Origin of the sequence: Streptococcus sp. A22, assembly GCF_043674215.1 — a bacterium.
Taxonomy (GTDB): domain Bacteria; phylum Bacillota; class Bacilli; order Lactobacillales; family Streptococcaceae; genus Streptococcus; species Streptococcus suis_V.
In genome coordinates, this window is record NZ_JBIMJQ010000022.1 from 23,067 (window position 1) to 38,058 (window position 14,992).

The 14,992-nt window shown below is 46.2% G+C and carries 12 protein-coding genes and 1 pseudogene; 6 read left to right on the forward strand and 7 right to left on the reverse strand.

The genetic code is table 11. The annotated features are described in order from the left end of the window. Positions 1–16: 16 nt before the first annotated feature. From ACHBHN_RS08755 to treR, 3 genes are read right to left on the reverse strand one after another with little or no spacing between them, the layout of a single operon-like run. Complete coding sequence (locus ACHBHN_RS08755; protein WP_105111744.1) at positions 17–562, reverse strand: CvpA family protein; 546 nt, start codon at positions 560–562, stop codon at positions 17–19. A 2-nt stretch (positions 563–564) separates the two neighbouring features. Next, on the reverse strand, positions 565–870 hold the full coding sequence (gene zapA, locus ACHBHN_RS08760; protein ID WP_105111743.1) for a cell division protein ZapA: 306 nt from the start codon (positions 868–870) through the stop codon (positions 565–567). 53 nt (positions 871–923) lie between these two features. Further along, positions 924–1,637, reverse strand: a complete 714-nt coding sequence (gene treR / locus ACHBHN_RS08765) for a trehalose operon repressor (protein WP_105111742.1) — start codon at positions 1,635–1,637, stop codon at positions 924–926. A 241-nt stretch (positions 1,638–1,878) separates the two neighbouring features. Between treR and treP the strand changes: the two are divergent. Continuing rightward, positions 1,879–3,873, forward strand: a pseudogene (gene treP, locus ACHBHN_RS08770) (PTS system trehalose-specific EIIBC component). Between the two features lie 84 nt (positions 3,874–3,957). Next, positions 3,958–5,583: an alpha,alpha-phosphotrehalase gene (gene treC, locus ACHBHN_RS08775; protein WP_105161222.1), complete on the forward strand. Its 1,626-nt coding sequence runs from the start codon at positions 3,958–3,960 to the stop codon at positions 5,581–5,583. 78 nt (positions 5,584–5,661) lie between these two features. Here treC and ACHBHN_RS08780 read toward each other — a convergent pair whose 3' ends face one another. From ACHBHN_RS08780 to ACHBHN_RS08790, 3 genes are all read right to left on the reverse strand, one after another. Then, entirely contained in the window at positions 5,662–5,877 is a 216-nt protein-coding gene (locus ACHBHN_RS08780; RefSeq protein WP_238140694.1) for a hypothetical protein, read from the reverse strand. A gap of 93 nt (positions 5,878–5,970) precedes the next feature. Next, positions 5,971–7,101, reverse strand: coding sequence for a LysM domain-containing protein (locus ACHBHN_RS08785; RefSeq protein WP_105122371.1), 1,131 nt, complete (start codon positions 7,099–7,101; stop codon positions 5,971–5,973). A 232-nt stretch (positions 7,102–7,333) separates the two neighbouring features. Beyond that, positions 7,334–8,317, reverse strand: coding sequence for a Gfo/Idh/MocA family protein (locus tag ACHBHN_RS08790; RefSeq protein ID WP_105161221.1), 984 nt, complete (start codon positions 8,315–8,317; stop codon positions 7,334–7,336). Between the two features lie 121 nt (positions 8,318–8,438). Between ACHBHN_RS08790 and rnhC the strand changes: the two genes are divergently transcribed. From rnhC to ACHBHN_RS08810, 4 genes are all read left to right on the forward strand, one after another. Then, positions 8,439–9,326, forward strand: a complete 888-nt coding sequence (rnhC, locus tag ACHBHN_RS08795) for a ribonuclease HIII (protein ID WP_105111738.1) — start codon at positions 8,439–8,441, stop codon at positions 9,324–9,326. A gap of 11 nt (positions 9,327–9,337) precedes the next feature. Next, positions 9,338–9,958, forward strand: a complete 621-nt coding sequence (gene lepB / locus ACHBHN_RS08800) for a signal peptidase I (protein WP_105111737.1) — start codon at positions 9,338–9,340, stop codon at positions 9,956–9,958. 51 nt (positions 9,959–10,009) lie between these two features. Beyond that, positions 10,010–12,493, forward strand: coding sequence for an ATP-dependent RecD-like DNA helicase (locus tag ACHBHN_RS08805; RefSeq protein ID WP_394733952.1), 2,484 nt, complete (start codon positions 10,010–10,012; stop codon positions 12,491–12,493). Positions 12,494–12,590: 97 nt separating this feature from the next. After that, positions 12,591–13,331 carry a hypothetical protein gene (locus ACHBHN_RS08810; protein WP_105161219.1) on the forward strand — a complete coding sequence of 247 codons (741 nt, stop codon included), beginning with the start codon at positions 12,591–12,593 and terminating at the stop codon, positions 13,329–13,331. Between the two features lie 86 nt (positions 13,332–13,417). Here ACHBHN_RS08810 and ACHBHN_RS08815 read toward each other — a convergent pair whose 3' ends face one another. Continuing rightward, positions 13,418–14,476: a serine hydrolase gene (locus tag ACHBHN_RS08815; protein ID WP_394733953.1), complete on the reverse strand. Its 1,059-nt coding sequence runs from the start codon at positions 14,474–14,476 to the stop codon at positions 13,418–13,420. Positions 14,477–14,992: the final 516 nt, after the last annotated feature.

Below are 14,992 nucleotides of genomic sequence, written 5' to 3' on the forward strand. Positions count from 1 at the left end.
AAAAGAGTAGGTTGCCCTACCCTGTAATATTACTTAGCCAGACAGCCTTGAAAAAATGAGCCGTCGGAATGTACTGGATTAGCAGATTTGCTAGGAAACTTTTCTGGAGTTGCTCCTGTACAAGGTCCACAGGAATAGTCGCCACCAGGACCAAGACCATTTGCAGAGAAAGCAAGGCCACCACTACCGCAATGGCACCACTGATAAGGTTTGATTGGATTGTATCAGGATTGTAGGCTTCCAAGAGGTGGACAAAGATTCCAACAAAACGCATGATGGCATAGACCAGGAGATAGACTGTCAGAAAGGCCAAGCCTGCATAGAAGACCTGGTCCAAATCAAACAGGTATTTTTCATCAAAATAATAGTTAAAGCTACCCTGGGTTGCATTGGCAAAGGGTACCCATAGATAGAGAATCCCTGACAACTTCTTATAGGTCAAGGCCGCCACCAAGATAGCAAAGAGGCTAGACACACCGTAAAAGCCTTGAAGGACCAGTCCTCGACTATAGCCGATATAAAAACTCCAGGCTAGGAGGATAAGAATTGCAATTGATACCATGTCTACTCCTCAAGCTCATCTAGGTCCAGCAGGGTCACGTTCTTTTTTAAGACCTTTTCTTTCATGGCCGCCAATTCTGCCTCTGTCTTTTCAAAGGCCATCTCGCGGGTCAGCTGGACTGAGAGGGAATTGATAGCCAACAACAAGGCCAGGGTTTCAGGGTCTGCCTTGGGCATTTTCTCCTTGATGGCCTGGTATTTTTCCTGGGCTAGCTTCTCCACTTCCGTCATAAAACGATTGTCATGCTCGGTCGTCAGGGTTAATTGTTTTTCACCAAATGTAAATTTATATCGATTCAGATTTGCCATTGTACACCTCGCTTCCTATTATACCTCAAAATGGCTATTTTCGCCAATTCCTACTATATAGAGTGTTTTCTACGCGCAAAGTCTACAAAGCGGAATTTGTCGATTTTGTGCTTGCTTTCAGTGTATTGGAATTGCTTGGTATCTCCCAGATAGACGCGGGATTTGATGAGGACCAGATAGTCATCTTCATTTTTCATGAGCTCTCGCTCCTCACGGCTGGTCGGCTCAACAGTAATTTCCTTTTGGGCATAGGCAATATCCAGCTTGAGGGTCTTCTCCAGATAATTGTAAATGGAAGATGCAGCAATTTCCTTGGTAATGGTCGGCACAATATCCGCAGACAGGTAGTCAGTATCCACAACCGACACCTTGCCATCAATAGAACGTGTACGGACAACTTTCCAGACCTTGCTATGGGGTTCAAACCCAGTCAAATTCGCCAAGTTGCTACTGATAACAATCTGATCCAGGCTGACTACTTCTGTCTTGGTCTCCAGCTGCAAAGACTCAGCCAATTCCTGGTAGGAAGTCAGACCAGAAACAGGGAAATTCAGCATTTCTTGCTTGAGAACTAGGGAACCTCGGCCCTGAACTTTCTGAATCATACCTCTTTCTGTCAACATAGACAGGGCCTTGCGGACAGTATCACGACTGACACCGTAAATTTCTTGCAGGCGCTGCTCGGTCGGCAGACTGGTTTCAGCAGGGTAGGTATTTGTACGGATTTTTTCCTTTAAGTCATTGTAAATTTCCTGGTATTTCTTCATGATGTCTCCTTAATTTGTAGCCACTTTATCATACAACTACTCTAGTATAACAGAAATTTTATGAAATTTTATGAAATTTTATAAAAAAATGTTAAAAACGCTTGCAATATTTTTTGAAATCGGATACAATGGTCTTTGTAAACAAAATTTGTTCGTACAAATTTTAAAAAAGACATACTTTTGGGAGATGTCTAAAAATATAAGGTGACGGATTCCATAAGCCATCTAGAAGGAAAAATATATGGGAAAATTTGAAAAAGAAGCCAAACAGCTCTTGGACGCTATTGGCGGAAAAGAAAATGTTAACGCAGTTGCTCACTGTGCAACACGTATGCGCTTTGTTCTTGCGGATGACAAAAAAGCAAATGTAAAAGTCATCGAAGATATTCCAGCAGTAAAAGGAACCTTCACCAACGCTGGTCAGTTCCAAGTTATCATCGGCAACGATGTACCAATCTTCTACAATGACTTTACTGCGGTATCTGGTATTGAAGGCGTATCAAAAGAAGCTGCTAAGTCAGCCGCTAAAAGTAACCAAAATGCTATCCAACGTGTTATGACTATGTTGGCGGAAATCTTCACGCCGATCATCCCAGCCCTTATCGTCGGCGGTTTGATCCTCGGTTTCCGTAACGTCTTGGAAGGCGTACAAATCGAAGCACTTGGTCAAGCTATGAAAGATGGAGAACTCCTCTTTGACGCAAGTGGTAAACCAATCTGGAACACTATCGTTCAAGTATCACCATTCTGGAATGGTGTCAACCACTTCCTCTGGTTGCCAGGTGAAGCCATCTTCCACTTCCTACCAGTAGGTATCACTTGGTCTGTATCTCGTAAAATGGGAACTTCTCAAATCCTTGGTATCGTCCTTGGTATCTGTTTGGTTTCTCCACAGTTGCTCAACGCTTATGCTGTACCTGGTACAGATGCAGCAACCATTGCCAGCGACTAGTCTTGGAACTTCGGTGCATTTAGTATTGCTCGTATCGGTTATCAAGCGCAAGTTATCCCTGCCCTCCTTGCCGGTTTGGCACTGTCTTACCTAGAAATCTTCTGGCGTAAGGTTGTTCCAGAAGTGGTCTCAATGATCTTCGTACCATTCCTATCACTTCTTCCAGCAATTATCTTGGCTCACACTGTCCTTGGTCCTATCGGTTGGACAATCGGGCAATGGTTGTCAACAGTTGTATTAGCTGGTTTGACTGGTCCATTGAAATGGCTCTTTGGTGCGGTATTCGGTGCCCTTTATGCGCCATTCGTTATCACTGGTCTTCACCACATGACAAACGCCATCGATACACAATTGATTGCGGATGCTGGTGGAACTGGTCTCTGGCCAATGATTGCCCTTTCTAACATTGCTCAAGGTTCTGCGGTATTTGCTTACTTCCTCATGAACCGTCACAATGAAAAAGAAGCTCAAGTTTCTCTTCCTGCAACAATTTCTGCTTACCTTGGTGTTACTGAACCAGCCCTCTTCGGTGTTAACGTGAAATACGTTTACCCATTCGTAGCGGCTATGATCGGTTCAAGTATCGCTGGCCTACTTTCTGTAACCTTCAACATCCAAGCTGCTTCTATCGGTATCGGTGGTCTTCCAGGTATCTTGTCTATCAAGGCTGAATACTGGGGTGCATTCTTTATGACAATGATTGTTGCGATTGTTGTCCCAATGATTTTGACAGCTGTTTTCAAACGTACAGGTGCATTTTCAAAAAAAGAAGAAACTGTTGAAGAAGTTGTAGTCGTAACTGAAACTGTCGTTGAAACTGGTTCTGCTATCGAATTGATCAGCCCCCTAACTGGTCAAGCAAAAGAATTGTCACAGGCAACTGACCCTGTATTCGCATCTGGGGTCATGGGACAAGGTGTCCTTATCGATCCTAGCGAAGGCATCTTAGTTGCACCTGTTGACGGTGAAGTATCTGTCCTCTTCCCTACTAACCACGCTGTTGGTATCACTGCTACAAACGGAGTTGAACTCCTTATGCACATCGGTATGGATACTGTCGGATTGGAAGGTAAAGGCTTCACAGCTCACGTCAAACAAGGTGACAAGGTAAAAGCTGGCGATAAATTGATTAGCTTTGACATCGATGTCATCAAGGCTGCTGGTCTCGTCGCTGAAACACCAGTTATCGTGACCAACCAAACGGATTTCAATACAGAGGTTCTTGGAAGCCTTCCTCGTTCAGTAGAACGTGGCCAAGCTATCTTGAAAGCAACAAAAGCATAAAACAATATAAGTGTAGAGAGTTGGTAACCCCAACTCTTTGCCGTTGATTACATCATTTTTGAGAAAGGAAATGGTACTATCATCATGACCATTGACAAACGTAAAGTCGTCTATCAAATCTACCCCAAATCTTACAAAGACACGACCGGAAATGGTGTCGGGGATCTACGAGGAATTATTGAAAAACTTCCATATCTAAAAGAGCTAGGCATTGATATGATTTGGCTCAATCCCTTCTACCCAAGTCCGCAAAGGGACAACGGCTATGACATTTCTGATTACACAGCTGTCAATCCTGATTTTGGCACCATGGCTGACTTTGAAGAAATGGTGGCTGTCGGTAAAGAGCTGGGTATTGAATTTATGTTGGACATGGTCCTCAATCACTGCTCAACGGAGCATGAATGGTTCCAAAAGGCCCTAGCAGGCGACAAATACTATCAAGATTTCTTTATCCTACGTGACCAGCCAACCGACTGGGTTTCCAAGTTTGGCGGCAATGCCTGGGCTCTCTTTGGCGATACTGGGAAATACTACCTCCACCTCTTTGATGTGACCCAAGCCGACCTCAACTGGCGAAACCCTCATGTCCGCGAAGAACTGTTCAAGGTGGTCAACTTCTGGAAAGACAAGGGTGTCAAAGGCTTCCGCTTCGATGTCATTAACTTGATTGGTAAGGACGAAGTTTTGGTGGACTGCCCAATTAACGACGGCAAACCTGCCTATACCGACCGCCCTATCACCCACGACTACCTCCGCATGATGAACAATGCCACCTTTGGAAGGGAAGAAGGCTTTATGACCGTTGGCGAAATGTCTGCCACAACCATTGAAAACTGCATTCTGTACACGGCTCCTGAGCGTGAGGAATTGTCCATGGCCTTTAATTTCCACCACCTCAAGGTGGATTACAAGGATGGTAAAAAATGGACCATCATGGACTTTGATTTTGAGGAACTCAAGCGCCTCTTCCACACTTGGGGCGAGGAAATGTCTGTCGGCAATGGCTGGAATGCCCTCTTCTACAACAACCACGACCAGCCACGCGCCCTCAACCGCTTTGTCGATGTGGAGAATTTCCGCAAGGAAGGAGCAACCATGCTAGCAGCCTCTATCCACTTGTCCCGCGGTACGCCTTATATCTACATGGGCGAGGAAATCGGTATGATTGACCCTGACTACGATAGCATGGATGATTATGTCGATGTCGAGAGCCTTAATGCCTACCAAATGCTCTTAGAACAGGGAAACACACCTGATGTGGCCTTCAAGATTATCCAAGCCAAGTCGCGTGACAATGCCCGCACACCCATGCAGTGGGATGCTTCTGAAAATGCCGGTTTCTCAACAGGTACTCCTTGGCTAAAAGCTGGTAAATCGTACAAGACCATAAACGTTGAGACCGAAAAAACAGGCCCAATCTTCACCTTCTACCAAGACTTGATTCGACTTCGTAAGGAATTACCAATCGTGTCTGAAGGGGATTACAAGGCTGCCTACAAGGACAGCGACAAGGTTTACGCCTTTGAGCGCCTCCACGACGGTCAAAAACTCTTGGTCCTCAACAACTTCTTCCCAGAAGAAGTTCAACTAGAGTTGGCAGACGATTACGCACAAGGCAGCATCCTCATTGACAACTACAGCGACACCAAACTCGGAAAAACCATTCGACTGAAACCTTATCAATCCCTTGCCATTTGGGCCGATTAAAGACCAAGACTCGGAAGTTTCTCCCGAGTTTTTTAGTGTTTCTTTGATTGTAATCGCCTTTTGATAAAAAAATAAAGGCTACCAAAAGCATAAATCACAAACAAGATTGTGCCAATCAGAAAGAGGATGTACAGAACATAGGGATGGTTGGACCATAAACGTCAGAACCAATACCACCAGCCAGCGCTGTCCCCAGGTCATCTTACGCTGAAGTAACCAATAGAGAAAATCCTCTCCTGCATTGGTCCGGGTTTCCAGATATTCCTTCCATAAGCCAGATACAAAATTTGGCACAACCAGCCCTCCTCTTATTTTTAAACAGTATATCCTATTTTTGCAATCAAAAACAGAAAAATCGAACCTGTTTCGATTCGATTTCCCGTATTTTTATGGATTGAAAGACACGTGGACGTGGTCATAGTGGTTTTCTGTTACACTTCCGCGGTCTGGCATTGGATTCCAGGTATAGGCTGGTCCGTAAATGCTTGGATATGGTGAGTAGAAACGTTGCTTCCAAATGATGTAGGAAATGTTGCGGGCACCCATATTGGCAATGGCATAGTCAGCAACCTGGTCACCGAGGGCTGAGCTCACTGGCACCATGAAATCAATAGCCAATCCTTTACCGTGGTCTTGGGGATCTCCAGGACGGTATCCTGAAAAAGAAGTAATACCGAAAGTATTTGCAACTTCTTCTTTAAATGCTGCAACCTGGGGCTGGAGGCCACTATTATCATAAACTACCGTAGCAACTGGTGCTGGTGTTTCAGCCACTGGAGTCTCTACCACCGGCTCTTCTGCTACAACAGACTCACTTGCTGGCTCCACTACTGGAGTTTCAGCTACTGGCTCTGCCACTGGTGCTTCAACTGGAGCAACCTGTTCTGCTGCTGGAGCTGCCACCGCTTCTGTTGTTTCGGGTATAGAAACTTGGGGCACTTCTACTGTAGCTACCTCGGCTGGAATATCGGCAGGGACTTCTGTTTCAGCTACTGGAGCAGTCGGTTCTGTCGCTGGAGCAGGGACTTCTACCTCGTCGAGATGAACAACTGTATCGTCGATGGTCGCCTGGTTTGTCTGCAAATCCACCGTCGCTTGAACAGGCTCTTGATTGGCTGTCTGGGCAGGTGCTTCAATTTCGATTTGGGTCACTTGGTTATTTTGGTCAACTGTCGTGGTCAATACCGTATCTGGGAAAATCAGGTTGACATCTGTAATTTGATTGACCTTGGCTAGGATTTCCATATCCAGATTCATGGCATCAGCAATGGCACTCAAGGTATCGCCATACTTGATGGTGTAAGTGAGTTGGCCCCCTTGATTGACCAATTCAGCGCTAATCTCAGAGACATTGCGTGGTGTCCATTCCAAGGCGGAAATTGTCGGAGCTGCCAGGCCAGTTGCCAAGAGTGACAAGGCTACAGAGGATGCGTAGAACATTTTCTTATTCTCTTTCAGTACAGATCTTTTTCTCTTTCTTTTCATATAAACCGGTTTGTTTGTCTGTTTACGTTTCACAAAACATTCCTTCTTTCTTTTGAGATAGACCTATGATAGCGGAATTTTTTTTGCAAAACAAGCCTTTCCCAGGCTTTTAAACAAGCTGTAAACAAACCAAATTGATTGTCACTTGAGCATTATATTTGTCACAAGATTGTCATAGTGACCTGATATGTGGCTTCAAGACTGACTATCTCCTGCCATAAAGAAAAAAGGTTGGACTTCTCCAACCTCTCAAAACCTAGACTAACTACATCTCCTCCGGATACACCAAGCCCCACTCTTTTCGGAGTTGGGTCATGATCTCCATAACATCTTGGGTGTAGGCTAGGTGCATAGTATTTTCGATGCCCGCGACAGCTTTTTCCATATCCGCCACTTCATAAGAGAGGGCCTTGGCAGTCTCGCCCGCTTCGATTACCTCTTGACTACCGTCTTCAGTATAGGTAATAACCGCCTTCTGCCCGCGAGGGTATTCATAGAGTTCGATATAACCCTTATCATAAGCAATGGTCCCACGCTTAGGCTGTTTGGCATGGAGACTGAGGGCAATCGTAGCCATCTCACCCGCATCATTGGACAGGAGAATACCGACCTGTTCATCGACACCCGTTGGAGCCAATTTGACCTGCGAAGCGACTTGATTTGGTTTTTCAGTCATGAACCAGCGAACAAAGGACAGGGCATAGACACCGATGTCCAAAAGGGCACCTCCAGCTAAGTTCTTATTGAAAAAGCGGTTGGTCATGTCATATTCCTTGTAGCTGCCAAAGTTCATCTGAATCATCTTCAACTCTCCCAGCTTGCCACTTGTAGCCACTTCGCTCAACTGACGATAGATTGGCATGTGGAAAATGGTCATGGCTTCTGCCAAGATGACCTGGTTTTCCTCCGCCAGTTGAATGGCTTCTGCCAACTCATCCTTATTTAGCGTGATGGACTTTTCACAGAGAACATGCTTGCCCCCAGCCAAGGCCTTACGCAGGTAATTGATATGGGTGTTGTGGGGGGTAGAAATATAGATAATGTCCACCTCAGGATCCTCAAACACCTGATCAATGTCCTCATAGACCTTCTCAATGCCATATTTTTTTGCAAAATCGATCCCTTTTTCATAGGTACGATTGGCAACGGAGTAGATAGTCCCTCCCATTGCTTGTAGAGCTTGGGCCAATTCATTGGCGATAACACCCGTTCCCAGAGTTGCCCACTTATATTGAACTTGATTTTCCATCTTAACCTCACTTTCCTATGCACAGTAAAGTTTCTTACTGTGCATACAGGTTCTAAAACTATTATAGTAGATTCTACTCTTTTCCGCACACTCCAAGTCGCATTTATGATACAATAAGAACATGACGACCGCTGTACTTAAAGTGACTGCCTCAGACAAGGCACAGATGCTCCACCACTACGCCCGCTACCAGCAGGCCAGTAAAAATCCTTACATCGAAGCATTTTTCAAACTTCCTGGCGCCAGCCTTTCCATCTACACTTCTGGAAAAGTCGTTTTCCAAGGGGAAATGGCAGAGCAGGAAGCCAGTCGTTGGGGCTATGAGCAGGCTCAGACTGATCAGACCATCTCCGGGCAGAACCTGCCCATGATTGGGACGGACGAGGTGGGTAACGGGTCTTATTTTGGCGGTCTGGCTGTCGTGGCTAGCTACGTCACACCTGATGACCATGCCTTTCTCAAGTTGCTGGGCGTTAATGACTCTAAAAAAATGACAGACCAAAAAATCTGCCAAATCGCCCCTCTCTTAAAAGAGAAAATCTCCCACCAAGCTCTGCTATTGTCCCCGAAAAAATACAACGAGGTCATCGAGCAAGGCTACAATGCCGTATCAGTCAAGGTGGCACTCCACAATCAGGCCATCTACCTGCTACTCCAAAAAGGGGTACAGCCGGAGAAAATCGTCATTGACGCTTTTACATCTATCCAAAATTACCAGAAATATCTCAAAAAAGAGGCCAATCACTTTGCCAACCCTGTCACCTTGGAAGAAAAGGCTGAGGGCAAATACCTGGCCGTCGCGGTATCATCCATTATCGCACGCGCCATGTTCTTGGAAAATTTGGCTCAACTAGGGGAGCAACTAGGCATGAATCTGCCATCCGGTGCCGGCAGCAAGTCCGACCAGGTCGCAGCCAAAATTTTGCAGAGATACGGAATGGCGGGGCTCAGCCAGGCCGCCAAACTCCACTTTGCCAACACACAAAAAGCAGAAAAATTATTGAAATAAGAGGAAACCACATGCGTTCAACTAAAAAAAATTCCCTTGCTCGCTTCCTAGCTGAGTGGGGCATCTTCTCTCTGATTATTATCGGATTCTTGCTCTCACGGCTCTTTATCTGGCAGCCTGTTTCTGTTGATGGACATTCTATGGATCCAACCCTTCATGACAAGGAGCGCTTGATCATGGCGCGCACGACGACCATTGACCGTTTTGACATTGTCGTGGCCAGCGAAGTGGACTCGCAAGGCAAGGAGAAGCTGATTGTCAAGCGGGTTATCGGTATGCCTGGTGACTCCATCCGCTTTGAGAATGACGTTCTCTATATCAATGAAGAGGTGGTGGATGAGCCTTATTTAGCAGAGTACCTGGCAGCCTTTAAGGAAGATAAACTCCAGTCCACCTACTCCTATAATAAGAGCTTCCAAAACCGTGCGGCAGCTGCTACTGCCTTCACACTGGATGCCAATGGCTACCCAAGCCTGTCTTATGTCGTACCCGAAGGACACTACTTCCTCATGGGAGACGACCGACTGGTTTCTCTAGATAGCCGTAATGTTGGTCCATTCACCAAGGCCAATATCAAGGGAGAAGTCGTTTTCCGCATGTGGCCCCTCAACCGCATTGGTACCGTAAAATAAACTAATTAGGAGTGAGACAGCTGTCCCACTCCCTTTTGATAAGGAAAAATCATGCAAGAAGTATCTTTCACCGGAACTATCGACCGGATTATTTTTGAAAATCCCAGTAATTTTTATAAAATCCTGCTCTTGGAAATCGAGGAGACCAATGCGGATTATGACGACTACGAAATTATTGTGACCGGCACCATCGCAGACGTTATTGAAGGCGAAGATTACCGCTTTTACGGCAACTTGGTTACCCATCCCAAATACGGTCAGCAGCTGCAAATCTCCCGCTACGAACGCAGTAAACCAACTGCCTCTGGACTGGTCAAGTATTTTTCCAGCGACCATTTCAAGGGCATCGGCCGCAAGACGGCTGAGAAAATAGTCCAGCTCTACGGCGAGGATACCATTGATAAAATCCTAGCCGAACCTGAAAAATTGACCCAGATTACAGGATTGTCCAGCAAAAATCGGCAGGCTTTTGCGGAAAAACTCCGCCTCAACTACGGCACAGAGATGATTTTGTCCAAACTAGCCGAATACGGCATTCCCAACAAACTCGCCTTTCAAATCCAAGACCAGTACAAGGAGAAAACACTGCAAATCATCGAGGAAAATCCCTACCAGCTGGTCGAAGATGTTCAAGGAATGGGCTTTACCATTGCCGATAAAATCGCTGAAAATCTGGGCATCGAGAGCGACTCACCACAGCGTTTCCGAGCCGGCATGCTCTATTGCCTGCTCCAGCGCTCTATGGAGACGGGCGACACTTATGTCGAGGCGCGTGATTTGCTAGAGGCCAGCATTGACGTGCTGGAAAAATCCCGCCATGTCGAGTTGGACCCGGCTGCCGTAGCGCAGGAATTGACCGGTCTCATTAATGACGGCAAGGTCCAGCAAGCAGGCACCAAAATTTTTGACAACAGTCTCTACTTTGCTGAGGAAGGTATTCACAAGAACCTCAGCCGCCTCATGGGCAAAAATGGTTTCAAGCCCTTCCCACGCAAGGACGTCGAGACTGCCATTGCAGAGCTGGAAAGCATGTCATCACTGACCTACGATGCTATTCAGAAAGAGGCTATTGTCCGAGCTATTACCAATCCGCTCTTTATCCTAACTGGCGGACCCGGCACAGGCAAGACCACAGTCATCAACGGTATCATCGCGGTCTACGCTATCTTGCACAAGATTGATTTGACAAAAAGCCGTGACGAATGTCCTGTCCTCTTAGCTGCTCCAACCGGCCGAGCCGCCCGTCGGATGAATGAATTGACCGGCCTGCCAGCTGCGACCATCCACCGCCATCTGGGCTTGGTTGAAGGTCAAGAAGAATCCTACCGCGATGATTATCTGGATGCGGAATTTATCATCGTCGATGAATTTTCTATGGTCGATACTTGGTTGGCCAACCAGCTCTTCCAGAATATTTCCTCTCAGACGCAGGTCCTCATTGTCGGAGATGCGGAGCAATTGCCATCGGTCAGCCCCGGTCAGGTCCTGGCCGACCTGCTCAAGATTAAAAAATTGCCCAGCCTAACGCTGGAGAAAATCTACCGCCAGTCCGACGACTCGACCATTGTCACACTTGCCAGTCAAATTCGGCAAGGCAGCCTTCCAGCTGATTTCCGTGAGAAAAAGGCAGACCGGTCTTATTTCGAGGCGCAAAACGAACAAATCCCTGCCCTGATTGAACGCATTATCGGTGCCGCCATCAAGTCGGGCATCCCAAGTCAGGAAGTGCAAATTTTGGCACCCATGTACCGAGGAGCAGCAGGTATTGACCAGCTCAATATCATGACCCAAAACCTGCTCAACCCAAAAAGCGAGGGTCAATTGGAATTTGCCCACAACGACCAACTTTTCCGTCAGGGCGACCGGGTCATCCACTTGATCAACGACGCTGAGAGCAATGTCTTCAATGGCGACTTGGGCTACATCACCGACCTCTTGCCTGCCAAGTATACCGACAGCAAGCAGGACGAGATTTCCATCAATTTTGACGGTAGCGAAGTGACCTACCCCCGCAATGAGTGGTACAAAATCACTCTTGCCTATGCCATGTCCATCCACAAATCTCAGGGGAGCGAGTTTCAGGTGGTCATTCTGCCCATCACCCGCACCAGCCACCGCATGCTCCAGCGCAATCTGGTCTACACGGCCATCACCCGCTCTAAGAGCAAGCTCATCCTGCTGGGTGAAATCTCCGCCTTTGACTACGCGGTCAAGAATGCCGGTACCCTACGCAAAACCTATCTGGTTCCCCGTTTCCAAGGGGATTTTGAAGAAAAGGCAGAGCAGCCAGAGCAGATTTCACCAAATCAGCCTACAAAATCTGCCCAGTCTATCTCGTCTGAACAGCCCGCACCAACCAAAGTGCCTGTGGAAAAAACTGTATCTGCACCCAGCCAACTTTCCCTACTGGACCAAGAACCTGTGGAAAACACCCCCATCCAGCCCACTAGCTACATTCTGAACGAAAAAAATATCCTCACCATCGACCCCATGATTGGCCTGACCGATGAAGATATTGCTCTATTTTTCAAATAAACCGACTTTTGTTACAAAAATATTACAAATGTTACAAAATTGTGTTGACACCATCCTTCTGTTTTGCTATACTAAAATCAAACAGGAGGATTTTTATATGAAAAAGAAAATAACAAACGGTATTATACTCTTATCTGCAGCTATTTTATTAACAGCCTGTGGAAAAGAAACTACCCCGGCTACATCCACTAAGACCAGTGAGAAAACAGAACAAACCAGCTCTAGTAAAAAAGCTACAGACAATTCTACTAAGAAAGAAACTGATACAAGCTCTAGCCAAGCAACCGAATCTAGTGCTACAACAACTACTTCGTCTCAAGCAGAAAGTAGCTCATCTTCAAACCAGACCAAACAAGAAGAAATTGCAAGCCAGCCTAGCTCAACAACTATGACAGGAGACCAGCTATTGGCCTTGCCATCAGTAGCTCTTCCGACAGAACTTGTCGGTACTTGGACAGGCACTAGTCCACAAGCACGTATGGTCGAGGTAACCGTCGCAGCTGATGGGACTTTCACTGTTACTCAGGACTTCCGTCAAAGCGAAGATGAGGAAGTAACCGACTGGAATGTCCAACACCGGACTGCTGTCATTACAGACTTGATTTCACCTAAACCAAACCATTACCTGGTTCGCAAGTCGACAGGAGACGGAGTAGCTTTACTTCCTGGTGTAACAGGCATTGGTGGTGCTGGAGGTCAACTCTTGCCAGGCTTCATTCTAGAAAATGGACAATACAAGGTTATTATGCAAGGTGTTTCAACCAATCCAGCATTTCCAACAACTATTGATTTAACTGCACCTGCTCAAATAATGGCAACCCTGAATAAGGAACAATAAGTCCTACCAACTAAGCTCGACTAGACCTGTCGGGCTTTTTCATTTTTTTCGATGACCAATCTGAGTACAAAAAACTAGGCTGTCACCTAGTTTTCATTGCTTGTTTCTTCTGAAGATGCTGTCACCTCTTGTGAAGGAAGTTCCTTAGCAGGATTCATATTGACTCTGTGCCACTCATTGATGACGTAGGCGAGGGCGACCACTTGATTGTAACCCATAGGATCGATTTCGGTATCGTTCTCAGATGCGCCACCAAAATGAGCTGTATAAAGGGCAATGCTGTAAGGTGTTTCCTCCATGACAATGGCATCCAGATTGAGGGCTTCACGGACATAGCCGGGTTTTTGGTAGATGGTCACCCCGTGAACATACTCTTCAAACCAAGTTCCCGGAAAGGCATCATCTAGGTACTTCATCAGGTCTGCGTATTTGTCCTGACGCTGATAAAGGTAATCCAAGACCTGCGAATAGTAGCTCGTTGTCGTCTGATTGCCATTAGCAGAAATAGTTGGCACGTCAGGATTTTTCGATTTACCATAGCGGCCAAACATGGTGTAGGCCTTGTCCATACCACCGATGCGCTCCGCCAAGGCATAGGCTGGAGTATTTTCAGACACTACAATGGAGCCGTATTGCATATCTGCGATCGTCATCATCCCATTATAATTGGCAACATAGGCGTCATGCTCAGGCTTGTATTCATAAGTTGTGCCGGTAATATCGTAAGCCTCTGTCGCTGAAACTTCACCTTTTTCCACCGCATCTACCACCAACATATTGAGGGGTAACTTATAGGTGGAGCCAGCTGTCATAGGCTGGGTATCGTTCATGGAGAAGACTTCATTGGTTTTGAGATTCTTATAGGTAAAGGCCACCTGTGACGGGTCCAATCCCTGCTCCAAGAGATAGGCCTTGACCGTATCTTCTAAACTCAGATTAGGATAATCATAATAGAGATAGAGACTGTTCATGTAAGCCAAATCTTCCTGCATGACCAAGTCTTTGGCCTCCTGAGACTTATGGACAGGCTTGACCACTTCTTTTTTGGTTTCTGTTTCCTTCGATCCACTCGCCGCTGCTTGGTTGGAAGAATCGGCTTTGCCTATCCCTTTCTTGGTCGAATCCAGATTGAAAAGGGCAACCATACCAAGCGTAAGGAGGACTAGTAAACCTAGAGCGATAGGAATGTAGTCTGTCCAAACCTGCTTTTTACCATGCCGCGACCCACGTTTTTTTCTTCTTTTTGGCAATTTCCAAAATGAAAGAAATTTATCCACAGTCGGTTTGACAACTCCCTTAATCCTGTCTGTGGTTGGAAGAAGACGCTTTTCTGCAAGTCTTCCTGGTACAATCCGCTTCTCTCTAGACTGATCTAGCGCAACCGTTCTTGGGAAACGCTGATGAATCTGACCACGATTTCTCTTAGATGGAACTCTTCGGGGATATTTTCGCTTGGCAGACTTGGTCCAAACCTGTCGCCGAGATTTTCTTTGCTCATTCTCTCTTGTCATAACTCTACTAGTATAGCTGATTTACTTGGTCAAAACAAGCATTTATCATTGAAAAAGAGCTGATATAAGAAATTCCCAATTTGTCAAGTCAAGTGCAACAAGTTCATTGATAACTAGAGATCCAGAGGTTAAGCTGTCTGGGCTAGCCCA